Raw genomic sequence first — 24,121 nt, forward strand, 5'->3', positions numbered from 1 at the left:
AAAAGTTAGTTGGCAAAGGGAGAATCGCCCTTGACGGTGATACCCATGCTACGGGCTGTACCAGCCACAAGCTTCATAGCCGACTCAATCTTGAATGCATTGAGGTCAGCCATTTTGGTTTCAGCAATATGGCGCACCTGATCCCAGGTAACAGAACCTACCTTGTTACGGTTAGGCTCCTTCGACCCGCTTTGGATCTTTGCAGCTTCGAGCAGCAATACCGGCGCGGGGGGCGTTTTCACCACAAAGTCAAAAGACTTGTCGGTGTACATGGTGATCAAAACGGGACATACTTGGCCGGCCTTATCCTGGGTGCGAGCATTGAACTGCTTGCAAAACTCCATGATGTTAAGGCCTTTGCTACCAAGTGCAGGTCCAACCGGCGGCGAAGGATTCGCAGCGCCTCCCTTTATCTGCAGTCGCAGATAACCTCTAATTTCTTTGGCCATTGGGGTTAAAAGGCTTCAGGCTTGCAGGTCGTAACACCGTGAGCCCTCAGTTTAAAATTTGCTTCGAAATACTATGTGGAAGCATCACTGGCTCGAAGCGACTAGCCAGCGACGATAAATTCTTACAACTATGATTCTTTCTCTACCTGAGTATAGCTCAACTCCATCGGAGTGCTACGACCGAATATCTTAACGATTACGTTGAGTTTCTTACGCTCTTCAAATACTTCTGAAACAGTACCAGAAAATCCACTAAACGCGCCATCAATCACTTTTACCAGCTCACCAGTAATGAAAGGAGTTTCTAGTGAAGCTGTTTGCTCTTCCTGTTCGTCTACAATACCTAGGATGCGGTTGACTTCCGAAATATGTAATGGAGCAGGTTTGCTAGAGGCTGTTTTGCTATCCTTATCACCTACCCAGCCAATAACTCCTGGGGTACTGGTGATAATATGATCGACTTCACCGTGGGTAAGGTCCGCGTGAATGATGATGTAGCCTGGATACAGATTACGCTCCCGAACGCGCTTCTTTCCATTACGCATCTCGAACACTTTCTCGATTGGAATCAGCACCTGTGGTACCATTTCCGTCAGATTGTGTCGGCCAAGCTCGGTTTCTAAATACTGCTTAGCTTTCTTCTCCTGTCCGCTTACAGAGCGAACTACATACCATTTCAATTCTCCCATTGATCAGCCGATTAACGGAATGAATTGTAAAAAGCCTCCAAGCCTGTATTGAACACTAAGTCCATCAGACCAACAACAGCAGCAAAGATGAGTGAGCCAAGTAGTACCAAACCGGCACTCTTCTGCAGTTCCTCAAAAGATGGCCACGTTACTTTGTAGCGCATCTCCTCAGTAGTCTCGCGGATGTAATTTGTCAGCTTACTCATGTCTGGAGCCAGGTTAGGCTTTAAGATTTGACCGCATAACGGTCCTTTCGCACGGGCGGAGAGATTCGAACTCCCATCAAAGGTTTTGGAGACCTCTATTCTACCCTTGAACTACGCCCGTAAAAAATGCACCCCATGAAACAAAAGCCTCAATTGGGAGTGCAAATGTAAGGTAATATAGGTTCAAAACAAATCCGCCCCCGAAAAATCGGAGGCGGATCGTATTGACTACTAATAATTAGTCGAGGATTTCAGTTACCTGACCAGCTCCTACGGTCCGGCCACCTTCGCGGATAGCGAAACGAAGACCTTTCTCCATAGCTACTTTGCTGATCAACTCCACTTGAATAGTGATGTTGTCGCCGGGCATTACCATTTCTACGCCTTCTGGCAGAGTGATGATACCAGTAACGTCAGTAGTACGCAGATAGAACTGAGGACGGTAGTTGTTGAAGAATGGTGTATGACGACCACCTTCTTCCTTCGACAGAACGTAAACCTCAGCCTTAAACTTCTGGTGAGGAGTTACAGAACCTGGCTTGCAAATAACCATACCGCGACGGATGGCTTCTTTTTCAATACCACGCAGCAACAGACCTACGTTGTCGCCAGCTTCTCCACGGTCAAGGATCTTGCGGAACATCTCCACACCAGTAACCGTCGACTTCAAGCCGGGGGCAGCGCCCATACCGAGGATATCAACCTGCTCACCAGAGTTAATGATACCACGCTCAATACGACCAGTTGCTACCGTACCACGACCTGTGATAGAGAACACGTCCTCTACAGGCATCAGGAAGGGCAGGTCGGTCAGACGAGCAGGAATCGGAATGAAGCTATCAACGGCAGCCATCAATTCCTCAATCTTAGGAACCCAAGCAGCATCACCATTCAGGCCACCCAGAGCAGAACCCTGAATAACTGGAATATTGTCGCCGTCGAAGTCATAGAAAGAGAGCAGCTCGCGGATTTCCATCTCAACGAGTTCGAGCAACTCAGGGTCGTCGACCATGTCGACTTTGTTCATGAACACTACCAACTGAGGTACACCAACCTGGCGAGCCAACAAGATGTGCTCACGGGTCTGAGGCATTGGGCCATCAGTAGCAGCTACAACTAGGATAGCACCGTCCATCTGAGCAGCACCCGTTACCATGTTCTTCACATAGTCAGCGTGACCAGGGCAGTCAACGTGTGCATAGTGACGGTTTTCGGTAGCGTACTCAACGTGAGCCGTGTTGATAGTGATACCACGCTCTTTTTCCTCAGGAGCATTGTCGATTGAGGAGAAGTCACGCTTAGCGGCCAAACCTTTGCCCGCCAATACCGTGGTGATAGCAGCGGTCAGGGTTGTTTTGCCGTGGTCGACGTGCCCGATGGTACCGATGTTCACGTGCGGTTTGGAACGATCAAAATTTTCTTTAGCCATTGTAATGAGATTAGAGAAATGTAGTGGTGATGAGAGGAAAACGCGACTGAGCTAACCTACAAGAAAGCGAAACGCAGCGCTATTTTTAAAGCATCTGCATGTCGCTTTATCTTGCTGACAGATCCAAACGGTGCAGTCGCGCTGCTCCGCCGGTATTAGTATTAGATATTGTGAGCCATTTATGGGATTTGAACCCATGACCTCTTCCTTACCAAGGAAGTGCTCTACCACTGAGCTAAAACGGCTTGGTATAAATGCTTTTCATCTTCCAGGAGACTTACCACAACTAAGCATTGAGGCAAGACTAATAAAGGACAAAGAGCGGGAGACGAGGTTCGAACTCGCGACCTACAGCTTGGAAGGCTGTCGCTCTACCAACTGAGCTACTCCCGCGATATTAAGCTTAGAAATTCGAGAATTGAACTGTTGAGGAAAGTGGCCTAATAGCCACCGTTCTAACAATTCAATTCTCACATTCCTGAACTTACTCTGTGGGGAGAGAAGGATTCGAACCTTCGAAAGCTTACGCTAACAGAGTTACAGTCTGTCCCATTTGGCCGCTCTGGAACCTCCCCAAGTGTATTTTCTCTACCATTTATAGAGAAGATTTTCCCTTTTAAAACAACCATCCTAAGTGGTAGGGTGGCAAAAGGAGTTGCAAAATTAACGGCTTTCTGATGTAAGTCAAGCTCACGAGCGAAAAGCTTTCAATATTTTTTCTTTGTGTGGGGGGCATTTTTCGAATATGCCCCCCACGGCACTGTAGCGTAACAGCTAATTTTAAAGTCAATTGCCTGCCTGAGAGTCACAAAGGATTACCTTCTCTTTATTGAAGCAATGTATACATGGTCTTCAGGTTGGGGTCTTTTTCTTTTGTGCGAATGTCCTGAAGTGTTGTTTTTAGAGCTGGCATGCTGGAAACCATGGTGCTTAATGCCTTGTAGGCACCGAGCCGAACAATGTCACGCGAGTGTGAGCGGGCATAGCTTTCTAAGCGCTGCACTCCTTTATCGCGCTCCACAGGAGGCATTCGCAACATGAAAGTGGCAAAGTTCTGCAAGTAAGATTCGTATAGATCTTCGTCGCTTACTTCGCTCATGCGGCCCAAATACCATTGGTATTGATCAACGCTACCATTGAGGGCGTAGTAATTTGACAAAGCGCCTAATAAGCTGGGGCTGGCTTTTTCCTGAAGCTTGTTTATTTGTGCTCTCGATTCGATTGTGGGGGCCTTGGCAAGAGCGTTGATAGCGGCACTAACCACCAGATTGGAGCTGTCAGCCAGAGCAACAGTGTATACAGACCCAAAATCCTCATTCTGAAAGGAGGATAGGCTTGCTAATGCAGCGGCCCGGACTTGGCTTTTCTTATCTGCAGTTGCTACACGTTGTAATTCCATTCGTACAGCATTTCCTTCCGGTCCTTTGTAGCGCCGGAGCGCTTCTGCTGCGGCTTGGCGCACGGCCCAAAAGCTATCATTCAGGGCGTTGCGCATCATCCCGCTCACCGCTAAGTCCGCGAGCTTTGGGCGCAGCTTTTCAATGGCTTCGTATTTCTGCAAGTAGTTGCGAGCGTGGTAGTACTGATAGAGCAACTCATCTTGCGTTAACTCCTCATCGATATCAGCTAATAATTGCCCCCCAGAATCAAATTTCACCAAGGCAGGACGCTGACTGGCGGGTAAATGAAAGGTTTGGTTGGCTTTCGTGACCACGATTCGATGGTCGGTAGCTTGATTGTTTGCCCACGTTGTGATGGTAATGGGCAAACGGTAGATAGGCGAGAAGGTAGAATCCTGTAATTGCTGAACACGTAACGCAATTTGCCCCCCAGCATAGCTATGGGTAACGCGCAACTCAGGATGGCCCCGTTGTAGAAACCACTGATCGAAGAACCACATTAAGTCTTCGCCGGTCACGTCCTCGAACGCCGTACGCAACTCGGATAGCTCAACAGAAGTGTATTTGTGTTGGGTTAAATAACGATTCAGAGAAGCGAAAAAGGCTTCATCACCGACATGCTTGCGCAACATATGCAGCACCCGCCCGCCCTTATTATAGGAATGACGGTCAAACATATCTTCTTGGCTGGCATACTGATAGCGCACAAGTGGCTCTCGCTTACTTCTTGCTTCGTCTAAATATTGACCTAAGCTCTTCTGCTGTACTAAAGCGGCGGCATCAGCACCATACTTGTGCTCTGCCCACAGAAACTCCGAATAATCTGCAAACGACTCATTAAGCGGCAGATTGGCCCACGACTCGCTCGTGACATAATCGCCGAACCAGTGATGGAACAACTCGTGGGTGATGGTTGACTCGGCGTCGTAAGTCATATCCTGAATGTCGCGGGCCGAGCGCTGCACAATAGACTGTTCGAACGTAACCGCCGTCGTGTTTTCCATTGCTCCCGACACGAAATCATGCACGGCAATCTGGGAATACTTCTCCCACGGAAAGTCTACGCCGAGTTTCTGGGAGTAGAACTCCATCATTTCGGGCGTATTCCCGAATACTGCCTTGGCCGTGCTTTGATACTGTGGATCGACATAATAGTCCACTGTTTTGCCTCTCCAACTGTCGCTCACTACGGCAAAATTGCCGACGGCCATCATGGTCAGGTAAGGAGCTGCGGGCAACGACTGCTTCCATACATCGGTGCGGGTGCCGTCGGAGTTCTTTTTAGAAGAAATCAGCAGACCATTCGAGAGCGTTTTGTATTGCGCCTCTACCGTCATGGCAATTTCCTGCGTCATCCGCTGATTTGGCTTATCGATGGTCGGAAACCAGCATGAATTAGCCTCAGTTTCTCCTTGTGTCCAGATTTGCTTGGGCTTGTTTTTCTCGGTGCCCAGCGGATTCACGAAGTATAAGCCCTTGTCGGAAGTAATGGCTGCGCTGCCATTGGCAGGCAATTCGTTGGGCTTAGCGACGTAGCTGATGCGAATCAGGTACGTCTCAGAGCGCGTGTATTGACGATCCAAATTGATTGTCAGCTTACGCTTGTCGTAGCCATAAGTAAGCGTTTTGTCTTTATTGCCCGTAACCAAACGCACGTTTTTGATATCGAAACCTTTGGCGTCAAGTACAACTTGGTTCTGGGTATAGAAGTGCGGGCGTAGCGTGAGCAAAGCGGTGCCAAGCAACTGTTGTTTGGCCCAATCAAACCGTACATCGAGTTTCGTATCGAGTACGTCGGTGAGGATGGTAGCCGATGGCTGTACGGGGTTACTGGGGGGCAACCAGGAAGGCACTACTAAAGGGGCAACTGGAGCCGATTGGGCAGCTGGTGAGGCAGCAGCAGCAGAAGCTTTTTTGCTTGTAGCAGCCTTATTCGTCGCCGGCTTATTGGATTTCACCGCCTGAGCCGGAGCCCCGAAGTGACATGTAAGGACCAGGCTAAGAGCGCCGAGGACCGAGTATTTCATGCTGGGTGGCAATAAGGAAAGGATGGCTAAAGTTCCGAAATTATTTCAGATTTGGCCTATCTTTAAGCCCCTTTCCGTCTTTTACCGCCCCTCCCCTATGTTGCAAGTACGCACCGGACCCAATCAAGTATGGGACATTGAGTACCAGACCAACGGCTCTATTACCGTAGATAATGCGCCCTTTAATTGGGATGTGGTACCGCTGGGCGCCGGCCGCTACCACATACTATATGAAGGCCGCTCCTACTCTGCCGAGCTAATCACTATTGATTACGCCGCCAAAGCACTTCAGTTAAAGCTGAACAATCGAATCGTTGATTTGCAGGCCAAAGACCGCTTCGACTTGCTGCTCGATAAGCTAGGTATGAGCAATGCCGCGACTAGTAAAGTGCACGAATTAAAAGCGCCGATGCCTGGTCTGATTGTGGATATTCGGGTAGAGACCGGCCAAACGGTACAAAAGGGTGACCCGCTTCTGGTATTGGAAGCAATGAAAATGGAGAACATTCTAAAAGCGCCCAGCGACGTTACGATTGGTGCCATTAAAATAAATCTGCGCGATAACGTGCAGAAGGGACAAGTGCTCGTACAGTTCACATAAAGGCGTTTGGAATGGGTAGTAGAAGCTACCCATTTTTTAAGCATCTCATTCACCAACTTCCACCACTTTGAAGTACAAACGAATTCTGCTCAAGCTAAGCGGTGAGGCGCTGATGGGCCAACAGCAATACGGTATCGACGCCACTCGACTGATGCAGTATGCTGAAGAAATAAAGGCTGTGGCGGCTACGGGCACCCAGCTGGCAGTAGTAATCGGTGGCGGCAATATCTTCCGGGGCGTACAAGCCGAAACCTTTGGTCTCGACCGGGTGCAGGGCGATTATATGGGTATGCTGGCTACGGTCATCAACTCTATGGCCTTGCAGAGCGCCCTCGAAAAGCTTGAGGTGAACACTCGCCTGCTTTCCGGCCTTACTATTCAGCAGGTATGCGAGCCGTACATCCGGCGGCGGGCGCTACGGCACTTAGAAAAAGGCCGCGTAGTTATTTTTGGGGCTGGTATAGGCTCGCCTTACTTTACCACCGATTCGGCCGCTTCATTGCGCGCCATCGAGATTGAGGCCGACGTGGTACTAAAAGGTACGCGGGTAGACGGCATATACTCGGCCGACCCGGAGAAAGATCCTTCCGCTGTGCGCTTCCCCGAAATCTCATTCGATGAGGTGATAGAGAAGAACCTGAACGTGATGGACATGACTGCTTTCACGCTCTGCAAGGAAAATAACCTGCCTATCGTGGTATTTGACATGAACAAAACCGGCAACCTGCAGCGGCTGATCGACGGCGAGAACATCGGTACGCGGGTATCGATGGAAGGCGCTGGGGGGCAAATTCTGGAGGCCAAGCACAGCAGTCTACAGCCTAACCTGAATTTACCCGCGTAATATTCGCACACCTAAAATCATGCGTTCTGAATAGTGGCCACTGGATTAATCAGCAGCCCTCTTCAGCACTCAACTTTTAACTTTCAATATTTCCACAATGGACGAAGAAATTCAGTTTTATCTGAGCGAGGCGGAGGAATCGATGGGGAAGGCCCTGCAACACACCAACTTAGAGCTGAGTCGCATACGGGCTGGAAAGGCTTCACCGGCTATGCTGGAAGGCTTGCGCGTAGACTACTACGGTACGCCTACTCCTATTAGCCAAGTAGCGAATATTTCCGCTCCCGATGCTCGTTCGCTCTATATCAAAGCCTGGGAAAAAAACATTGTAGGTGAGATCGTAAAGGCCATCAAGAACAGTGACTTAGGTCTGAATCCTCAGTCAGATGCGGAAGGTGTTCGCCTGAACATTCCCCCGATGACAGAGGAGCGCCGCCGCGACCTAGTGAAGCAGGTGAAAAACGAATCGGAAGGCGGTAAGGTACGCATCCGGGGTATTCGTAAAGACGTGAACGAGTCGTTGCGTAAGCTACTGAAGGAAGGTGCGGCTGAAGACGCAGTGAAGGATGCCGAAGCTAAAGTTCAGAAAGCCACTGACAGCTACATCACCAAGATTGACGATCTGATGAGTAAGAAGGAAGCCGAGATCATGACAGTTTGATTTTTGTTTTCCTTCATCAAAAAAGCCCCCCAGACTAGTCTGGGGGGCTTTTTTGATGTTACTGCCAATAACCGGCAGTCAGAATTCTTTTCTCTACTGAATCAGGAACTAGGTAGCGAATTGACTTGCCGCCTCGCACACAATCTCGGATAAACGTGGCAGAGATATCAAGCAAGGGAGCCTCTACTACGCGCACGCTGGGATGCGTTTTCAAGTTCGTGGAATCGACGTCGGGCCGGGGATACACATATACCTCGTGCTCGGCCAGAATACGGTCGGCCTGCTTCCAGCGCGGCAAATCAGGCAAATTGTCTTCGCCCATTAGCAGCACAAACCGATGCTGCGGATGAAGACGAACCAGCTCGTCGAGCGTATCGATGGTATAGCTGGGCTTAGGCATGTGCGCCTCAATATCGAGAGCCCGTAGCCGGTCATTGTCGGCAATTGCCAGCTCAACCAGCGCCAGCCGTTCTTCTTCGGGCAGCATTTCCTGGCCCACCTTAAATGGACTTTGGGGCGACACTACCAGCCATACCGCGTCCAGATCGGTGTGGGTAGCCATAAAATGCGCCAAAATGAGGTGGCCAGTATGAATAGGATTGAACGAGCCGAAAAGCAATCCTACCTTTTTATGCTCTCGCTCTGACGACGATGGGCCCGAAATCACAGAATGGCAGGTTCGGCCGTTATAAACTCACGTACCAGCTTTTGCGCTTGAGCCATGGCCTCATCAAGGTCGTCGTTGACGATGGTTACATCAAATCGGTCCTCAAACGTAAGCTCAAAGTTTGCCTTATACAGCCTGGCCGATATGCTGGCCGCTGAGTCGGTGGCACGCGATTTTAGTCGTTCTTCTAATACTTCCAGCGAGGGTGGTTTTACGAATACTGCTAATGCGCGGTCTTTGTAAAACTCTTTGATACTCAATCCACCTTTAACATCAACATCCAGGACGGCGTGCTTACCGCTCTCCCAGATGCGCTCAATTTCAGATTTGAGGGTACCATAAAAAGCCCCCTCATATACCTCTTCCCACTCGACAAACTCATCGTGGCGGATTTTCTCCTGAAATTCTTGAACGGAGATGAAATAATAGTCCTTGCCGTTGGCTTCAGTGCGACCGCGCCGATCGCGGGTGCAAGCCGAAATTGAAAAGCTTAGCTCTGGAACCCGCTCCAGCAGCCGATGGACTATAGTAGTTTTGCCGGCTCCGGAGGGGGCCGAAAACACGATGATTTTACCCTGCATGAAGCGAAATTAGGCCATTTCTGCCTGAACTCTCGCCATAATGGTGTGGGGAAGTGAAGAAGGGGCGCCCTTACGACCTACTTTCTCATTAAGGAAACCAACGAAAACCTGCTGTTTATCAATGCTATCGAAGCAAGGAGAGCAGTCTTCGGCGTGATGGATGAAATATTCTTCATCCTCCTCATTGGGATCCTGCCCCACGATAATTTGGTCGAGAATCGTGTTCACACGTTCGCAATCAGGACCAGAAGCGGCGACTTGCTGGTTGGGGGCTGTGGTAGAGGTAGTTTCCATAAGGGAGCCAGAAATATTGTTATTAATCTTCGTCTGTGAGGAGAGCGTCAGCGTCGTTTTCTTGTTCGTTGCCATAGCCCATTGATTTAGCGTATTTTTCTAATTTTTCTTTCAGGAAGTTACGAGCCCGGTGCAAACGAGAACGCACTGTACCGATAGGAATATCCAGCACCTTGGCCATTTCTTCATAAGTAAACCCTTCCAGATCACAGAGAATAATGACGGTGCGGAAATCTACGGGCAGCGAGTTGAGCGCGCTGGCTACCTCATCACCGATAAGGTCGCGCACAGACTGCTGCCGCATATCCGACGACGTGCTTCCCACGTCGCCCTCGGCTTCTACGTCTTCCGTATTGTAGTAACCCTCAATTTCGCTGTAGTCGACTTTGGCGGGTTGCTTACTCTTTTTTCGGAAGTCGTTGATGAACGAGTTTTTCAGGATGCGAAACAGCCACGCTTTCGCGTTGGTTCCCTGTTCGAAATACTCAAAGAACCGATAGGCCTTCAAATAGGTCTCCTGCACGAGGTCGTTGGCATCGTCTTCGTCGAGAGTAAGGCGGTAGGCAAAGTTGTAGAGCGGGTCGAGCACCGGCATCAGTTCGGCCTGAAACCGCCGGTCTTTTTCTTCCTTGCTCAGCTTGGGTACCCGTTCGGGAGAATCGCTCATGGAGGCTAAAAATTACGGCCGAATATCACCAAAAAAGGACAATCGGCCAAGAAACGTATACTACTATACCCGTTCGCTCAGGGAAGGTTCGCAACAGCCTCTTGGCTGTGTCGCTCACCAGCTACTACAAGAAAACTGTAAAGAAACACGAATAAGTTGAAGCCAATTTGTAGCTCCAACAGTGAATCAACCAGCATTCCGGTGCCCATTACGACCAGGAAATGTATCACGTACGGGTTTCTACGCAAACTAGGTTGCGCCAGCGGTCCAAGCAGAACCAGTAGCCAAAGAAATAATCCGATGACGCCCCCCCCTACTAGGTAGTGTAAGTATTGATTATGAATCATAACGCGGTTAGCGGGCTCCAGCCCGTAGTCGCGCCATTCGTACTGGCGCATCATTTCCACGCGCACATCGGCAAGGCCCACGCCCACCCACGGCCGGAAAGTGGTAATTACACGGGCCGTTTCCCAGGCAGCAAAGCGCTGCGATACCGAAAAATCATTGATATCCTGATCGGCTGAAAACTGGGCTATATCGTAGGCCGTGCCCAGCACCCGGTAGCGGAAAGAGGTGAGAAAATTATAAGTCAGGAATGGCACAATGAACAGGAAGGCCAGCAAAATGCCCCCCAGCAGAAAGCGCCGCTGCCTAACAATGAGCAGCACTCCATTTACCAGTAAAGCGGCATACAGTACCAGCAGCCCCGTTCGATAAGCCAACACGTGCAGCGCAACAGCCGAAGAAATGCCCCCCAGAACCAGCAGCACCCGCGCTACTTTCCCCGCATACTTGCTACCACTCAACAACAGGCCGAAGTAAGCAGCTAAGGCCAGCATCAAGCCGAAATGAATGTGAAAAATGCCCGTTACGGAAGGCGTATTCTGGCCCATCATTATCAGTTCGTTATTAGCTAGCGGATTAAGCAAATAACGAACAACCGTAGCGCCGCCTATAAGTGCTGCCCCAGCCACGAACAAACAACCCACTGCATAGCGCTGACGGCCACTTAGCGGCACAGCCAGGGCAAAGGCCAGCGGCACCCCTATCAGCGGAAGCTGCCGATACATCTGGTGCCGCCAAACTGACCAGTCTTCAGTGTACAAGCTACTTACTACCAACAGCAGGTACAAAAGAGCCAAGCTCCAAGCTGCTTTATTACGTAGCCATTGCGCCAAAACCAGCCGTGCATTGGGGTTGGCTACGGCGGCGGCTACGCCTACCAGCGGGCTCAGGGCTACCAATGCCCGTGAAGCAAAAAGGCCGGATACTCCAGCTACACAAGCCAGCAACAACAGGTATTGCGATATGCGACCTTGTTGCCAGGCTTGACGCAAACTTGGCAATAGGGAAATAGGAGGAGCAGAATGAGAGATTAACGCCAAAATATCAGGATGCAGAAATAGCTAACGGTTGCCACCCCGAAATACGTGCCAACACCTGCGCCGGCTGAATTGCACGCACACAAGTGCACGCCGCGGGCTGCGTCCGGCAATCGGTGCAGTTGGGACGGTCGAACACGATGTACTCAGCATGAGGCCCGAGCGGCGCCCATCGCCCGGGGTCGGTAGGCCGCAGGGGCGGATAAATGCCTAACGCATGTCGGCCCAGCGCGGCGGCCAGATGCAACGGGCCCGTACTGGCCGCTACCAAGCCATCGGAGGCGTGAATGAAAGCTAGAAGCTGAGGCAGAGAGAGTTGTCCGGTTAAGTCTGCGGTCAGAGCGGCGGCATGGGCAGTCAGCCACGGGCGCAGCATTTCGCCGTCGGCAGCCGTTCCGGTAATGAATACGCGATGCCCGGCTTGGTGTAGTAGTTGAGCTAAGCTCCCGAAATGATCGAGGCCCCATTCGCGGGCACTGCCGCGCGAGCTGGGATGCAGGATAACATTGAGCTGCCCGGCTTTACGAGTCTGAAGAAGCTGTCTGAAATTGCCCCCCAATGGTTCTGCGGGCTGTAAATTGCTTAGTGTTGCTACTTCAGCTAAGGGCAAATTGGCTTTAGGCGCACCTAACGGACGCAGCAATTGCAGATTCAGCTGAGCTTCGTGCAAGGGGGAGTGACGGCGGCTCAGTGCTACCAGCCGATTGCAAGTCAGCCAATGAAACCAGCGGTTGCGCGTGCCGATACGTACCGCAATACCTGCTTGCCGGGCTAGCCGGGCCAGTGCTTTATTGGGAAAAACATGAATAATAGCGGCGGCTTCCTCTGCCCTTAGCAACGCAATTTGTGCATTGGGGGGCATTTTCAGCAGCTCATCTACATTGATAAACGCATCAACCTGCGGACAGGCCTCTGCCACGGCTTGTGTGTACGTGCGGCCGATCAGGACTACCCGACAGCCCGGAAATAAGCGCTTCAACTGCCCGCAAACGGGCAAGGTCAACACCACGTCACCAATGGCGTCGGTCCGGCTTACCAGAAAGGTTTTCATTTAGCAGGAGGTATCGATTGGGTGCGCAGCTTGGCGTATTTCAGAAAAACGCCCCCCGCAGAAATGCTGGCAATGCACAGGCCGGCAAAACCATCTAGAAAGCCCAGACGCAGAAAATAACCGTGCACGAACTTCCAGATGGGCTTCAGCAGTAAATGAAAAAGCGTAGCATTTTGCTTACCACGCAGAGTCAGCTCCTCGGCGGCAATGCTGGTGAAACGGTTGAGCTGCGCAATGTGCTGGGTCACCGAGTCGTAGGAGTAATGGAGTAAGTCGCCCGCTAAAATGCCCACATTTTGCCCCTCAGCCACCTCGTAGCGCTCGTGCAGGAGCAAGCCAGTCCAGCGGCCCAGGCGGCGGTCGTAGAGGCGCAGCTTGCGGTCGGGGTACCAGCCGCCGTGGCGCACCCAGGTGCCGCAATAGTTGGTGAGGCGAGCCAGGGTGTAGCCCGCGCCCTGCCAGTTCTGCTTTGCCGCCCGGATACTTTGGCGCAGCTCATCCGTCAGCACTTCGTCGGCATCGAGCTGAAGCACATAATCGAAGCGAGCCTGGGCCGTGGCAAAGTTCTTCTGCTCCACGTAGCCGGCAAAGGCATGCTGAATAACCCGCGCCTGGCGACTCTGGCAGATGCTTACCGTCGCATCAGTCGAGAAAGAGTCGACCACTACTACCTCGTCGGCTATGTCGCCGAGCGCGTCCAGGCAGCGGCCGATGTTGCGCTCTTCATTGAAAGTAATAATGACGACGGACAGGGAAACTGGCATGGGGGGCAAATATCCAGAATTAAGACCAGCTTCTTATTCTGATTTAGTAGCCCAAGTATATTATTGGCCTCAGTTTCGCAACCTATAATTACCACTTCATTTACTCCCTTCCCTATTCCACAGCTTTATCAGATCATGCTCATTACCCAACAGTCGCAGACGCAGCAAGAATACGGCACCGCCAAAGGTTGGCGCCTATTTATGTACATCTTGGCTCCGCCACTCATCATTTTATTTCTATCTCTGCCCTTCTGGATAGGATGGAATGAAAAGCAAATAGGCTTCAGCATTGGGTTTTCTGCTCTCATGATAGCAATGGCTGGCTTATTCATTTACGGTCTACTAGAAACCATCAAAGCCAGACATATTATCACCGCTGACAAGCTCATTTATGCGGGCGTATTCCGACGTAAAGAATTGCCACTAGCTAATATCAAAGGCTATCGGATTGATCAGCACTACATACGCGTCTTTCCAAAAAGTACATCTGATCCAAAGATTCAGATAGGCTATACCAGCGAGAATTATGCGGGGTTGCAGGAATGGTTCGCAGACCATTATCCCGATCTGGATATAGTAGAGCAGGAGCAAGAGGCCGCCCAAGCTTTGGAAGACCACGATTTGGGCCGGACACCAGCCGAGCGGCAAGAAACGCTGGAGAAGGCGCAACGCACGGCCAAATGGCTCAATATTGCTGGTGGCATAGTAGCCGTTTGGCTGCTATTTCGCCCCCAACCCTATCAGTGGGCTATGGCTGCCGGCTTGGTAGTACCCTTATTAGCTATAGTAGCCTCATGGATTCACCAAGGCGCCATAAGAGTTGATGGCAAGGAGAATAGTGTGTATCCTGGGCTAACCACGGCAATCACGGGGCCAGTGCTGATATTATTGGCACGTGTACTACTTGATTTTGAAATTCTGGAGTATGGCCCTCTATGGCCTCAGGCGGGCGGAGTAGCGCTTATTGTTGCGCTTATATTGCTTGTGGGGAGCCGCACTTTTCTCGCCCAGAATGAGTCGCGTATAAGCTTACTGTTTGCGATTCTGTTTATATCTGTCAGCTATGGGTTTGCCGGTACACTCGCTTACAATTGTGCTTTCGATGACGGTCAGGCTACTAAGTATGAGGCGCAGGTTCTCAGCAAACATGTGAGCAGCGGCAAAACCACTACATATTACTTGGAAGTTGCTCCCTGGGGACCGCGCACAACTAACGAAGACGTGACCGTTACTAAGGATTATTATAAGCAAACAGAGGTGGGCGACACCGTTAGTATATATGCTATGCCGGGCCAGCTAAAGGTGCCGTGGTTTACGGTTGATGAATAAAGGCGCAACAATAAAAAAGCCCCCCAGACGATGTCTAAGGGGCTTTTTTATAATAATACCGAATTCTAGTAGCGGTACAGATCCGACTTGAACGGGCCTTCTACATCTACGCCGATGTACTGGGCCTGCTTAGGCTTCAGCTCATCCAGCTCCACACCGATTTTGGCCAGGTGCAGGTAAGCAACTTTCTCGTCGAGGTGTTTAGGCAGCGTATACACTTTGTTCTCGTACTGATCAGAGTGCTGCCACAACTCCAACTGCGCCAAGGTCTGGTTGGTGAACGAGTTCGACATCACAAACGAAGGGTGACCCGTAGCGCAGCCTAGGTTTACCAAGCGACCTTCAGCCAGAATGATAACCTCTTTGCCGTCGATGTTATACAGATCAACCTGCGGCTTCACGGTGTCTTTGGTGTGGCCGTATTTGCCGTTGAGCCAAGCCATATCGATTTCATCATCGAAGTGACCGATGTTGCAGACGATAGCCTTATCCTTCAGCGCGCGGAAATGCTCTTCCGTGATGATGTCGCAGTTGCCGGTAGCAGTTACTACGATGTCGGCCTCTTTGATAGCGTTCGACATTTTCTTCACCGCGTAGCCGTCCATGGCAGCTTGCAGGGCGCAGATCGGGTCAATTTCAGTAACGATAACCCGGGCACCAGCACCGCGCAACGAAGCAGCAGTACCTTTCCCTACGTCGCCGTAGCCAGCTACCACCGCAATTTTGCCGGCCATCATCACGTCAGTAGCCCGACGGATAGCGTCCACTGCTGACTCTTTGCAGCCGTACTTGTTGTCGAATTTCGACTTGGTTACGGAGTCATTGATGTTGAAAGCAGGCATTGGCAAGCTGCCGTTCTTAACCCGATCCAGGAGGCGCAGTACGCCAGTAGTAGTTTCTTCGGAAATACCTTTGATGCCAGCAGCCAGCTCAGGGAAGTTGTTGAGCACCATGTTGGTCAGGTCACCGCCGTCGTCCAGAATCATGTTCAGGGGCTGACGATCTTCACCGAAATACAGCGTCTGCTCGATGCACCAGTTGAATTCCTCCTCATTCATGCCCTTCCAGGCATATACCGGGATACCGGCAGCAGCAATAGCAGCGGCGGCGTGGTCCTGAGTCGAGAAGATATTGCACGATGACCAAGTAACGTCGGCACCAAGCGCGATAAGCGTCTCGATGAGTACGGCAGTCTGGATAGTCATGTGCAGGCAGCCAGCTATGCGGGCACCTTTCAGCGGCTGCGAAGCGCCAAACTCTTCGCGCAAAGCCATCAGGCCCGGCATTTCAGCCTCTGCCAAACGGATCTCCTTGCGGCCCCATTCGGCCAGCGACATGTCTTTTACTTTGTAAGGAACGTAGGTCGTATCAACCATGATATAGTGTTTTTTTGCTATTCAACTACAAAGGTAATCAAATTGTTAGTCGGAGGTAAAAAACAAAGAACCTGCCCCAACCAGGAACAGGTTCTTTTATAGCTAATTGCTAACTGCTGCTGAGCTAGTTATTCTCAATTACTGTTGCTCTGAGCTGCTGAGCTGAGGCTACGCTGGCACTCTTAATACCACGAACTACCACGGTATAAATCTTACCTGCCGTGTACGTTTTGGTACCTGTACCCGAGCCTGATCCATCACCCACAGAAACTTCCGTTGTAGCCGTAGCTCCCGTTCCCGAAGAAACGCCAAAGTTATAAGAGCCCGGCTCTATTTCTATGAAGGGAGAAGCCGTACCGAAAGCAACATTAAGTACAACACCAGTGCGGCTAATAGGACCAGCCAGCGATAAATCAACGAGATTGGGGGCACTTAACCCCAGATGCACCAACCGGATTTTCGCCTTATTAGCAGCCGGAGCAGTCAAATCATCGGAGACCAGTAACAGCGCGGCCGATCCGATGGTAGCAGCAGGTGAATAAGCAAAGAGCGAATAGTTTTTATCCCGCTCGATAGTACCCGCTTGGCTCACTAAGGTTTGATTAGAACTGACATCGTTGATTTTCAGCGTCCGGGCACCAGCGCTCACGTTGGCGTAGGTGCTGTTTCGGCCATATTCAAGCTGGCCAATCTCGGCGTTGTCAGCAACAATTTTTACTGGCACACTGGCAGCCGCAGCGGCATGAATGGCCATTAACCGGCCGTTGCCGGCATTATCATCATCATCGTCGCCGCAGCCGGAGAAGGCTAGCGCGGCGGCAGGCAGTGTAGCCAGCAGGAGGTAACGGCGAAAAGCAGTTGCGAGAGTTATCATAAGCAAATTAAATGTGGAACCTAAGTAAACTGGCCTCAGAACGTAGGTCTTGGCCCTTTTGTTGAGTTGTTAGCTGAAAGTTTCTGTTCTTACTGAACTAATTCCGCCGCCCTGTAGTCCCTTACCTTTACCTATCTATTGCCTCATACTGCTCTTATGAATCTGCGCCACTTCCACCCTATTGCCTTATTGCTCTGCTTCTTACTAACTTTTAGTGTTGCCCAGGCTCAGCAAACCCCCACCATTTTGCGCCTCAGTCCTGAGGACCAAGGCCGGGGTCTGAATGGCTCCCAAAAGAACTTCTATTTTGCCCCCCAGGGCACTAATGAGTATCAGAATGCCGGTTTTTTCGGACAGCGTTTGCGTCCTTATTTGGCCGGCAATACTCAGGCGTTGGAGCACTTAAACAGCTACCGTCGGCAGAAATGGCTGTTTTTGGCGGAGCGCCTGACCTTTGTGGGTGCCTTAGGTTTCTATGGCCAGCAGGTGCTGGCGGACGAAGGTGAGCAGCGCTACTTCAGCAACCCGCAAAAAGTTGCTATAGGTGTAGCGGCGGCTAGCTTGCTGGCTAACGTATTCATCAGCCGTAACACAAATACCCATTTCCAACGGGCAGTAGAAGCCCACAACGCCAGCTGGCCTGCGGCTCGCGGTAGCCTTTTCCAGCGTGTAGCTCCCACTGCTGTAGGCCTTACGGCTGCTCCAACAGGCCAACCTCAGCTCGCTTTGCGCTGGAATTTGCATTAGGTTGCGCTGAAGAGCCCGTTTTTGCGTAAGCATAGCTATGGACTTTCCGCTGCCCGACGCGGCCCGGCAGTACGTTGCCGACCACCTACACCACGACCCCGCCCAACTTGCCCTCCAGGCCCGACGCTTTCCGGGCCTGCCGGTACCCGATCTGGTACGCCAGATTCAGGCGCGCCAGAAGGCCCGCACCAAAATTCCGGCCTGGGCCGATAACCCCGATCTGATTTTTCCCAGCGCAGTGTCTGTCGAGCAGGCTTCTTCGGCCCGCGCGGCGGCTTTTAAAGCAAGCTTGGTGAGCGGACAGCGCCTAGCCGACCTGACTGGTGGCTTTGGCGTTGATACTACGTATTTTGCCAACCGCATACCGGAGGTTCATTACGTAGAGCGCGACCCCAAATTAGTAGCCGTTGTAGAGTATAATCTGGCACAATTGGGGGTTCACAATGTGCAGTGCCATGCCAGCGACGCTGTAAATTTCCTGAAGAACACGCCCGATACGTTTGACTGGATTTACCTCGATCCGGCCCGGCGCGACACGGCTGCCCGCAAGATATTCCGCCTCCATGATTGCGAGCCGGATGTACTTCGCCTGCTGCCTTTGCTACTGCATAAAAGCCGGCGGGTGCTGCTCAAAACGTCGCCTATGCTCGATATTGAGCAGGCTCTTAGTGAGTTGCGCCAGGTTCGTCGCCTGTGGGTGGTAGCCGTTGACAATGAGTGTAAAGAAGTGTTATATGAGCTCGGACCAGAGGCTGCCGTAGATCCGGAGCGCTTTACGGTCAACTTGTTACGGAATGGGCAGCAGCAGGAGTTTCGGCTAAACAGGGCCCGCGAGGCACGCGCCATACCGCGCTACGCTGAGCCCCAACAGTATTTGTACGAGCCTAACGTGGCGGTTCTCAAAGCGGGCGGCTTCAAAAGTATAGGTACTGCCTTTGAGCTGTTGAAGCTTCACCAGCACAGCCACTTATATACCGCCGACACGCTTCGCCCTGACTTTCCAGGCCGTATTTTTCGCATCCGGGCCACTGAGCGCTACGACCGCGACGCCCTCCTCCCCCACCTTGGTCCTGAGGCCCGCGCCCATGTTACGACGCGCAATTTCCCTGACTCCGTAGCCGAGTTTCGTCTGCGCACCGGGATTCGGGAGGGCGGCGACACTTACTTGTTTGCTACCACCGACCTGCGTGGCCGCCTGATGGTGCTGGTGTGCGAGAAAAGCCAAACCGCAGACTTTTCTGACTGGGCAGAATGATCAACTTTTATGATCTGCTCCAAAGTTATTTACTGATATAAAAAAGCCCCCCAGAATAATTCTGGGGAGCTTTTTTATATCAGTAAACCAGAAGAAACCTACTTATTCAAAGCCGGACGACTTAGCCGTAGTCAGGCTTTGCTTACCCAAGGGCTGCCAATAATGCGAAAGCGCCAGGGCAGGTTGGCTGCTTCGTAGCCGGCATAAGCCAGGCCTACGCGTGGGCTGCGCCTTACTTGGTCGTCGGAGATTATTTCGCCATGATCTTCCAGCCAAAGCACATCGCCCTGCAAGTCGGTGCCGGTGAGGGCGGGCGTAATGTTTAAGGCCTGCGTAAGCAAGCCCGGACCAGCCGTCAGCTTAGGCGAGACGGTTGTCTGGCCGCGTCGCTGCAGCATTATTTCTACCCCTTGTAATGGCTCAATGGCCCGAATGAGCACGGTATCGGGTTTATGGGCTTCGTTGGTGCTGATGTTGAACAGGGTATGGCGCTGATACACTTGGTAGAGATAAGCGCGGCCACCCGGCTCCCGTAAAGCTTGAGCGTGGGCTCCGCGCCGCTTAATATGCATTGTAAGTGAGTGGTCGCCGACGTGGGAATACGCTTCGGCTTCTACGATGCGGCCACCCGTTAGCTCACCATTCAGGTTCGAAAACACGTGCTTACCGAGCAGCTCGCGGGCAATCTGCACAGGATCGGGGCGACGGTAGAAGCTGGGGGGCAATTTGGTAGCCATTATCTATGCTAAAAGGTCATTTTACGACTTCTATACGGCTACAGACGAGTTTGTATTTGCTTTGCCCGCTGCTCAGTTGGCCGGTCAGGTGTTGTAGTGAAGCGAATGCCGCTATCTTTGCGCCCGTTATAGGTGGCCAGACCCCGATTGTGGGGCGCGGCTGAAAAGGGAATCCCGTTCAAATCGGGAGCTGTCCCCGCAACTGTACGCTTCATTGGAGGGTGGGCCAATCCCCCGGCCACTGTTTCGTTGAAAGCTTCTGATCCATCAGAAGTTTGAGAAATGGGAAGGCGGCACCACTCGAAGCAAGCCAGGAGACCTGCCTGTACAAGTTTAATGTTCAGCGCTTTCGGAGGAAAGGCGGAGAACGAATGCAGTGGCTGCTTTGTGCGGCCGGTTTCACCTGTTTTCGGCCTCGGCTTCGCGGTAGTTTTCCTGCTTCAGGAGGGCTTTTGCGGGGTTTTGAACTGAATTTTCCTAAACCGAAAATTTAGTTCGGATCATGAGTACACAAAGATTTTGGCGGCGCTGGCTGCTAACGGCCGTTGGATTGCTGGGGGGCTTTTTGAGTGCATTTCCCTGCCAGGCTCAGTCAAACGCCAATGTAGCTTCCCCTCCCGATTCCAGCCAGCTTTCTGCCGTCCAGCTGCTGCCTGATGTGCGGGTGCAAGCCGCGCGCCCCGGCCGGTTTGCGGTAGGCAGCCGCCTTACCACCCTCGATTCGCTGGCCTTAAGCCAATACCGCACGGGCACGCTTACGGATGTATTGGCGGCGCGCACGCCGTTGTATATCAAGAACTACGGGCCTGGGCAGCTTTCTTCCATTACCATTCGGGGTACGTCGGCCCGGCACACGGCGGTGCTGTGGAATGGCTTCAACATCAACCTACCGTCCCTTGGAGAAGCTGATTTTGCCCTTTTGCCTGCCGGGGCCAATACACGCATAGATGTGCAGCACGGTCCGGCCGGTGCCACCTATGGCACCGGCGCCGTGGGCGGTACCGTACTGCTTTCCTCGCCTATCCGATGGGGATCAGGCACCCAGATAAGCGCCCAACTCGATGCGGGCCAGTATGGCTTGGGCGCAGGCAGCTTGGAAGGTCGCTTCAGCAACCAGAAAGTGGCCGTGCGTACGGCGGCATCCTACCGCGAAGCCCGCAACGATTTTCCCTATAACTCACCCGAAATAACGGGCTTGGTGCAGCGGCGGCAGCAGAATGCCGCAGTGCGCCAGTGGAGCCTGAGCCAGGACGCAACCCTACGCATAGGTGAGCGTGCCGAGCTTACAGCGGCCATCTGGCTTACCGATGCCGACCGCCAGCTTCAGCCTGCCATTGGCTCGGGCAACAACCACGCTCAGGAGCGCGACCAAAGCCGCCGCCTGCTGGCTGGCTACCGCCACGTAGCTTCCGGGCACCATGAGTCGGCGGTGCGGGTGGCGTGGTTTGAAGATGTTATTGATTACCAAAACGACGACCTGACGAGTAATTCGCGGGTCCGAACCACGCAGGCACAAGCCGAGCACACGTTCACTTTCAATCCCAAAGCCAGTCTGCGCTTAGGCGGCGAGGCCCAACACTTCGCGGCCGAAGTAGATGGCTACGGACGGGCAGTGTCCGAAAACCGGTTTTCAGGCTTTGGGCTGCTTCGCTTCGATCCTGTGCCTCGCTTGCAGCTCACGGCCAACCTACGGCAGGCGTTCATCTCAGGTAGGCGGCCACCGCTCGCTCCCACGGTTGGGGCCGAGTGGCAGTTTTGGCAAACGCCGGCTCAGCAGCTTTCGCTAAAGGTGAGTGCCTCGCGCAGCTACCGCGCGCCTACTTTAAACGAGCGTTTCTGGCGTACCGGCGACCCCAACCTTCGCCCCGAAAACGGCCTTGGCTACGAAGCTGGCTTGCGGCATCAGTTCACCAAAAATGCCCCCTGGAATCTGCAAACGGAGCTAACAGCCTATCACCAGTTAGTAGACGACTGGGTACAATGGCTGCCCAACACTCAAGGGGATTACACGCCGCGCAACCTGCGCCAGGTGCGCGCTCGTGGCGTAGAAGCCAGCTCGCAGTTCACCGGGCACTGGGGGGCTTATTTGCTCACGGCTCGGGCAGCGTACGGCTTCACGCAGTCGGAAAAGGTGCAGGGCCGGGCGGAAGATCCTGACCCAGCGGGGCGGCAGCTTCCTTATGTGCCGCTGCATTCGTTTGCCTTCACCACCGACCACAGCTGGCACAAGTGGCAGCTTACCACGGGGCTCACCTTCACCGGCTACCGCTACACCGACGCTTCTGCCGTCGATTTTCTGCCGTCTTACACCCTGCTAAACGCCAGCCTGGGCCGGACGGTGGCTATTGCGCCTACCTGGGCGCTGACGGTGCTGGCCCAAGGCTTCAACCTCACCAACCGCGACTACCAAGTGTACGCCTACCGGGCCATGCCACCCCGCAATGCCGCGCTCAGCCTACGCCTCACGTGGCGCTAATCAAGCTTCCTTTCTTTTTTACTCCTTATTATATGTTCCAACTACATTTTTCTTCTTTTCTAACGCGCACCCTGCTCACGGGTATCGGCGCACTTACTCTATTTGGCTGCGACCCGGAAAGTGATGGTCCGCTAACTGGCCCGCCCGCGCCTGCCGGCACTGGCTCCAACGTGTATGTCGTAAACGAGGGCCAGTTTAATACGCCCAATGGCGCTATCAGCTTATTCAGCAAAACGTCGAGGGCTGTTGTCGATAACAACTTGTTTACCAAGGTAAATGGCCGTATTCTGGGCGATGTGGTGCAGTCGATGACAGTAGTTGGCGACCAGGGCTACATTGTGGTGAATGCCACCGGCAAGGTAGAAGTAGTATCGATGGCCGACTTTAAACAGGTAGCCACCATCGACCGGTTGCAGCAGCCGCGCTATTTAGCGGCCGTAAGCTCGTCAAAAGCTTACCTGTCTGAGTGGATTGAACGGGGCAAGCCAGGCCGAGTGGCAGTTATAGATCTGCGCACGAATACCGTAACCAAGTCTATTGCAGTGGGCCGACAGCCCGAGCAGCTGCTGCTAGCTAATGGCCGATTGTACGTCGCAAACTCGGATGAAAACACCATCAGCATTATCAATCCTACTTCCGATGCGGTAGAAGCCACCGTTCAGGTGCAAGATGGACCCAGCAGTTTGGCGCAGGATAAGAACGGCAATATCTGGGTAGGCTGTGGTGGCATCACTCGCTACGATCCAGTCACGTTTGCGGTGCTTTCTTCAACTAACGGCAGCTTGGTTCGCTTTGCCCCAGGCAGCCCCACCAATCAAACTGTACTTCCGTTCGCCAGTGGCGGCCCCAGCAATCTGGTTATTAATGGGGCCAAGGACCAGCTATATTATAGTTATAAGAGCGCCGTATATCAGCTTAGCGCAAGCGCCACAATGCTACCGGCTACGCCTCTTGTGCGACGTAACTTCTACGGCTTAGGCATTGATCCGCAGGACAACACGATTTACGGGTCTATTGCTCCTTTCACGACTACCGGTAAGGTTATCCGCTACCAACCCACGGGCGCGGCCATCGATTCATTTGGCGTAAACATCGGTCCGAACAGCTTTGTGTTTTATTAAATAGTAAAATCCAGCTCTCAGACACAGAAAAGCCCCCCAGACGATGGTCTGGGGGGCTTTTCTGTGCTTTGTCAGTTACTGAGGGCCGGCCTTGCCGTCTACGTTTTCGTCGCGGCGGTCATCAGCTTCGTCATACACCTGCTTGCCGGTTTTTACGGTTGAGGTGTCGGCCGTGGCGCCGTTGGTGGCAGCATCGGAAGTCGTGTAAAGCTTATCGTCCGGGTCGTTGGCATCCGACTTATTTTCGTTTACCTGCTCCTTCGCGGAGCCGCTTTCTACGTTGGTTTCGCCTGGGTCAGTGCCGGTGCTGCAACCGGTGAGCGAAACAGCAAAAATGCCCCCCAGGAGCAAAATTCGAGACAAAAAGGAAGTTTTCATGAGTTGGGTGCAAGGATATACAAGGCAATAAAAGGGGTTAGGCTATGATACGGTAGTTTGGGGTGGTAGTTGGTTTTCGACGCCTACGATACCAAGTCGAACTAGAAAAATTAAAT

24 protein-coding genes, 4 tRNA genes and 1 riboswitch are annotated in these 24,121 nt (G+C 52.4%); of the genes, 8 read left to right on the forward strand and 20 right to left on the reverse strand.

Features of this window, described 5'->3' with window-relative positions; translation table 11 throughout:
* Positions 1-5: 5 nt before the first annotated feature.
* The 9 genes from rplK to IEW06_RS02495 form a co-directional block, all read right to left on the reverse strand.
* On the reverse strand, positions 6-449 hold the full coding sequence (gene rplK / locus IEW06_RS02455; protein ID WP_188547352.1) for a 50S ribosomal protein L11: 444 nt from the start codon (positions 447-449) through the stop codon (positions 6-8).
* A gap of 128 nt (positions 450-577) precedes the next feature.
* Positions 578-1,138, reverse strand: a complete 561-nt coding sequence (nusG, locus tag IEW06_RS02460; RefSeq protein WP_133271646.1) for a transcription termination/antitermination protein NusG — start codon at positions 1,136-1,138, stop codon at positions 578-580.
* Between the two features lie 11 nt (positions 1,139-1,149).
* Positions 1,150-1,344, reverse strand: coding sequence for a preprotein translocase subunit SecE (gene secE / locus IEW06_RS02465; RefSeq protein WP_133271645.1), 195 nt, complete (start codon positions 1,342-1,344; stop codon positions 1,150-1,152).
* A 50-nt stretch (positions 1,345-1,394) separates the two neighbouring features.
* Positions 1,395-1,465 (reverse strand) — tRNA-Trp (locus IEW06_RS02470).
* A 117-nt stretch (positions 1,466-1,582) separates the two neighbouring features.
* A complete protein-coding gene (tuf, locus tag IEW06_RS02475; protein WP_187309859.1) occupies positions 1,583-2,773 on the reverse strand; it encodes an elongation factor Tu in 1,191 nt (396 codons plus the stop codon).
* A 173-nt stretch (positions 2,774-2,946) separates the two neighbouring features.
* Positions 2,947-3,018: transfer RNA gene (locus tag IEW06_RS02480), tRNA-Thr, on the reverse strand.
* A 75-nt stretch (positions 3,019-3,093) separates the two neighbouring features.
* A tRNA-Gly gene (locus tag IEW06_RS02485) sits at positions 3,094-3,166 on the reverse strand.
* Positions 3,167-3,265: 99 nt separating this feature from the next.
* A tRNA-Tyr gene (locus IEW06_RS02490) sits at positions 3,266-3,348 on the reverse strand.
* A gap of 251 nt (positions 3,349-3,599) precedes the next feature.
* Positions 3,600-6,200 carry a M1 family metallopeptidase gene (locus tag IEW06_RS02495; RefSeq protein WP_188547354.1) on the reverse strand — a complete coding sequence of 867 codons (2,601 nt, stop codon included), beginning with the start codon at positions 6,198-6,200 and terminating at the stop codon, positions 3,600-3,602.
* 97 nt (positions 6,201-6,297) lie between these two features.
* Here IEW06_RS02495 and IEW06_RS02500 point away from each other — a divergent pair, with 97 nt between their 5' ends.
* The 3 genes from IEW06_RS02500 (at position 6,298) to frr (ending at position 8,306) form a co-directional block, all read left to right on the forward strand.
* Positions 6,298-6,801 carry an acyl-CoA carboxylase biotin carboxyl carrier protein subunit gene (locus IEW06_RS02500; protein ID WP_187734056.1) on the forward strand — a complete coding sequence of 168 codons (504 nt, stop codon included), beginning with the start codon at positions 6,298-6,300 and terminating at the stop codon, positions 6,799-6,801.
* A gap of 67 nt (positions 6,802-6,868) precedes the next feature.
* Positions 6,869-7,645 carry a UMP kinase gene (pyrH, locus tag IEW06_RS02505; RefSeq protein ID WP_187734055.1) on the forward strand — a complete coding sequence of 259 codons (777 nt, stop codon included), beginning with the start codon at positions 6,869-6,871 and terminating at the stop codon, positions 7,643-7,645.
* A gap of 97 nt (positions 7,646-7,742) precedes the next feature.
* Positions 7,743-8,306: a ribosome recycling factor gene (frr, locus tag IEW06_RS02510; RefSeq protein WP_187734054.1), complete on the forward strand. Its 564-nt coding sequence runs from the start codon at positions 7,743-7,745 to the stop codon at positions 8,304-8,306.
* A gap of 58 nt (positions 8,307-8,364) precedes the next feature.
* Here frr and nadD read toward each other — a convergent pair whose 3' ends face one another.
* The 7 genes from nadD to IEW06_RS02545 form a co-directional block, all read right to left on the reverse strand.
* The gene (gene nadD / locus IEW06_RS02515; protein ID WP_187734238.1) at positions 8,365-8,970 is read right to left on the reverse strand and encodes a nicotinate (nicotinamide) nucleotide adenylyltransferase; all 606 of its coding nucleotides are present in this window, start codon (positions 8,968-8,970) and stop codon (positions 8,365-8,367) included.
* Positions 8,970-9,554 carry a guanylate kinase gene (gene gmk, locus IEW06_RS02520; RefSeq protein WP_187734053.1) on the reverse strand — a complete coding sequence of 195 codons (585 nt, stop codon included), beginning with the start codon at positions 9,552-9,554 and terminating at the stop codon, positions 8,970-8,972. Before gmk ends, nadD begins: the two co-directional genes overlap by 1 nt.
* A 9-nt stretch (positions 9,555-9,563) precedes the next feature.
* On the reverse strand, positions 9,564-9,848 hold the full coding sequence (locus tag IEW06_RS02525; protein WP_187734052.1) for a hypothetical protein: 285 nt from the start codon (positions 9,846-9,848) through the stop codon (positions 9,564-9,566).
* 22 nt (positions 9,849-9,870) lie between these two features.
* Positions 9,871-10,515 carry a sigma-70 family RNA polymerase sigma factor gene (locus IEW06_RS02530; RefSeq protein WP_166073307.1) on the reverse strand — a complete coding sequence of 215 codons (645 nt, stop codon included), beginning with the start codon at positions 10,513-10,515 and terminating at the stop codon, positions 9,871-9,873.
* A 77-nt stretch (positions 10,516-10,592) separates the two neighbouring features.
* On the reverse strand, positions 10,593-11,852 hold the full coding sequence (locus IEW06_RS02535) for an O-antigen ligase family protein (RefSeq protein WP_188547356.1): 1,260 nt from the start codon (positions 11,850-11,852) through the stop codon (positions 10,593-10,595).
* 52 nt (positions 11,853-11,904) lie between these two features.
* Complete coding sequence (locus IEW06_RS02540; protein WP_187734050.1) at positions 11,905-12,948, reverse strand: glycosyltransferase family 9 protein; 1,044 nt, start codon at positions 12,946-12,948, stop codon at positions 11,905-11,907.
* Positions 12,945-13,712, reverse strand: a complete 768-nt coding sequence (locus tag IEW06_RS02545) for a glycosyltransferase family 2 protein (protein WP_187734049.1) — start codon at positions 13,710-13,712, stop codon at positions 12,945-12,947. Before IEW06_RS02545 ends, IEW06_RS02540 begins: the two co-directional genes overlap by 4 nt.
* Positions 13,713-13,847: 135 nt before the next feature.
* Between IEW06_RS02545 and IEW06_RS02550 the strand changes: the two genes are divergently transcribed.
* On the forward strand, positions 13,848-15,041 hold the full coding sequence (locus IEW06_RS02550; RefSeq protein ID WP_187734048.1) for a hypothetical protein: 1,194 nt from the start codon (positions 13,848-13,850) through the stop codon (positions 15,039-15,041).
* Between the two features lie 65 nt (positions 15,042-15,106).
* On the opposite strand, the gene ahcY is transcribed toward IEW06_RS02550, so the two are convergent.
* Both ahcY and IEW06_RS02560 read right to left on the reverse strand, forming a co-directional pair.
* Positions 15,107-16,417, reverse strand: coding sequence for an adenosylhomocysteinase (gene ahcY / locus IEW06_RS02555; RefSeq protein WP_187734047.1), 1,311 nt, complete (start codon positions 16,415-16,417; stop codon positions 15,107-15,109).
* Positions 16,418-16,541: 124 nt separating this feature from the next.
* A complete protein-coding gene (locus IEW06_RS02560; protein WP_187734046.1) occupies positions 16,542-17,291 on the reverse strand; it encodes a DUF4397 domain-containing protein in 750 nt (249 codons plus the stop codon).
* 156 nt (positions 17,292-17,447) lie between these two features.
* On the opposite strand from IEW06_RS02560, the gene IEW06_RS02565 reads away from it, so the two are divergent.
* Both IEW06_RS02565 and IEW06_RS02570 read left to right on the forward strand, forming a co-directional pair.
* Complete coding sequence (locus IEW06_RS02565) at positions 17,448-18,038, forward strand: hypothetical protein (protein ID WP_188547358.1); 591 nt, start codon at positions 17,448-17,450, stop codon at positions 18,036-18,038.
* Between the two features lie 37 nt (positions 18,039-18,075).
* Positions 18,076-19,293: a class I SAM-dependent methyltransferase gene (locus IEW06_RS02570; protein ID WP_187734044.1), complete on the forward strand. Its 1,218-nt coding sequence runs from the start codon at positions 18,076-18,078 to the stop codon at positions 19,291-19,293.
* Between the two features lie 131 nt (positions 19,294-19,424).
* Here IEW06_RS02570 and IEW06_RS02575 read toward each other — a convergent pair whose 3' ends face one another.
* Positions 19,425-20,030 carry a DNA-3-methyladenine glycosylase gene (locus IEW06_RS02575; RefSeq protein ID WP_187734043.1) on the reverse strand — a complete coding sequence of 202 codons (606 nt, stop codon included), beginning with the start codon at positions 20,028-20,030 and terminating at the stop codon, positions 19,425-19,427.
* A 113-nt stretch (positions 20,031-20,143) separates the two neighbouring features.
* A riboswitch (cobalamin riboswitch) is annotated at positions 20,144-20,371 on the forward strand.
* A 161-nt stretch (positions 20,372-20,532) separates the two neighbouring features.
* On the opposite strand from IEW06_RS02575, the gene IEW06_RS02580 reads away from it, so the two are divergent.
* Together IEW06_RS02580 and IEW06_RS02585 are read left to right on the forward strand one after the other, a co-directional pair.
* Complete coding sequence (locus IEW06_RS02580; RefSeq protein ID WP_187734042.1) at positions 20,533-22,506, forward strand: TonB-dependent receptor plug domain-containing protein; 1,974 nt, start codon at positions 20,533-20,535, stop codon at positions 22,504-22,506.
* A 32-nt stretch (positions 22,507-22,538) separates the two neighbouring features.
* A complete protein-coding gene (locus IEW06_RS02585) occupies positions 22,539-23,627 on the forward strand; it encodes a DUF5074 domain-containing protein (protein WP_187734041.1) in 1,089 nt (362 codons plus the stop codon).
* Between the two features lie 75 nt (positions 23,628-23,702).
* Here the strand turns inward: IEW06_RS02585 and IEW06_RS02590 are convergent, their stop codons facing one another.
* Positions 23,703-24,005 (reverse strand): hypothetical protein, encoded by a 303-nt coding sequence (locus tag IEW06_RS02590; protein WP_187734040.1) that lies wholly within the window; start codon positions 24,003-24,005, stop codon positions 23,703-23,705.
* Positions 24,006-24,121: the final 116 nt, after the last annotated feature.

Origin of the sequence: Hymenobacter qilianensis, assembly GCF_014638675.1 — a bacterium.
In the GTDB taxonomy this organism is placed as follows: domain Bacteria; phylum Bacteroidota; class Bacteroidia; order Cytophagales; family Hymenobacteraceae; genus Hymenobacter; species Hymenobacter qilianensis.

Bases quoted from the DNA above. Each gene is read 5' to 3' on its own strand.
- nusG (WP_133271646.1), bottom strand. From the start codon at position 1,138: ATGGGAGAATTGAAATGGTATGTAGTTCGCTCTGTAAGCGGACAGGAG.
- IEW06_RS02570 (WP_187734044.1), top strand. From the start codon at position 18,076: ATGGACTTTCCGCTGCCCGACGCGGCCCGGCAGTACGTTGCCGACCAC.
- IEW06_RS02500 (WP_187734056.1), top strand. From the start codon at position 6,298: ATGTTGCAAGTACGCACCGGACCCAATCAAGTATGGGACATTGAGTAC.
- frr (WP_187734054.1), top strand. From the start codon at position 7,743: ATGGACGAAGAAATTCAGTTTTATCTGAGCGAGGCGGAGGAATCGATG.
- IEW06_RS02585 (WP_187734041.1), top strand. From the start codon at position 22,539: ATGTTCCAACTACATTTTTCTTCTTTTCTAACGCGCACCCTGCTCACG.
- IEW06_RS02495 (WP_188547354.1), bottom strand. From the start codon at position 6,200: ATGAAATACTCGGTCCTCGGCGCTCTTAGCCTGGTCCTTACATGTCAC.
- ahcY (WP_187734047.1), bottom strand. From the start codon at position 16,417: ATGGTTGATACGACCTACGTTCCTTACAAAGTAAAAGACATGTCGCTG.
- IEW06_RS02590 (WP_187734040.1), bottom strand. From the start codon at position 24,005: ATGAAAACTTCCTTTTTGTCTCGAATTTTGCTCCTGGGGGGCATTTTT.
- IEW06_RS02545 (WP_187734049.1), bottom strand. From the start codon at position 13,712: ATGCCAGTTTCCCTGTCCGTCGTCATTATTACTTTCAATGAAGAGCGC.
- gmk (WP_187734053.1), bottom strand. From the start codon at position 9,554: ATGCAGGGTAAAATCATCGTGTTTTCGGCCCCCTCCGGAGCCGGCAAA.
- IEW06_RS02560 (WP_187734046.1), bottom strand. From the start codon at position 17,291: ATGATAACTCTCGCAACTGCTTTTCGCCGTTACCTCCTGCTGGCTACA.
- IEW06_RS02530 (WP_166073307.1), bottom strand. From the start codon at position 10,515: ATGAGCGATTCTCCCGAACGGGTACCCAAGCTGAGCAAGGAAGAAAAA.
- IEW06_RS02550 (WP_187734048.1), top strand. From the start codon at position 13,848: ATGCTCATTACCCAACAGTCGCAGACGCAGCAAGAATACGGCACCGCC.
- IEW06_RS02525 (WP_187734052.1), bottom strand. From the start codon at position 9,848: ATGGAAACTACCTCTACCACAGCCCCCAACCAGCAAGTCGCCGCTTCT.
- secE (WP_133271645.1), bottom strand. From the start codon at position 1,344: ATGAGTAAGCTGACAAATTACATCCGCGAGACTACTGAGGAGATGCGC.
- IEW06_RS02580 (WP_187734042.1), top strand. From the start codon at position 20,533: ATGAGTACACAAAGATTTTGGCGGCGCTGGCTGCTAACGGCCGTTGGA.
- rplK (WP_188547352.1), bottom strand. From the start codon at position 449: ATGGCCAAAGAAATTAGAGGTTATCTGCGACTGCAGATAAAGGGAGGC.
- IEW06_RS02575 (WP_187734043.1), bottom strand. From the start codon at position 20,030: ATGGCTACCAAATTGCCCCCCAGCTTCTACCGTCGCCCCGATCCTGTG.
- IEW06_RS02565 (WP_188547358.1), top strand. From the start codon at position 17,448: ATGAATCTGCGCCACTTCCACCCTATTGCCTTATTGCTCTGCTTCTTA.
- IEW06_RS02540 (WP_187734050.1), bottom strand. From the start codon at position 12,948: ATGAAAACCTTTCTGGTAAGCCGGACCGACGCCATTGGTGACGTGGTG.
- tuf (WP_187309859.1), bottom strand. From the start codon at position 2,773: ATGGCTAAAGAAAATTTTGATCGTTCCAAACCGCACGTGAACATCGGT.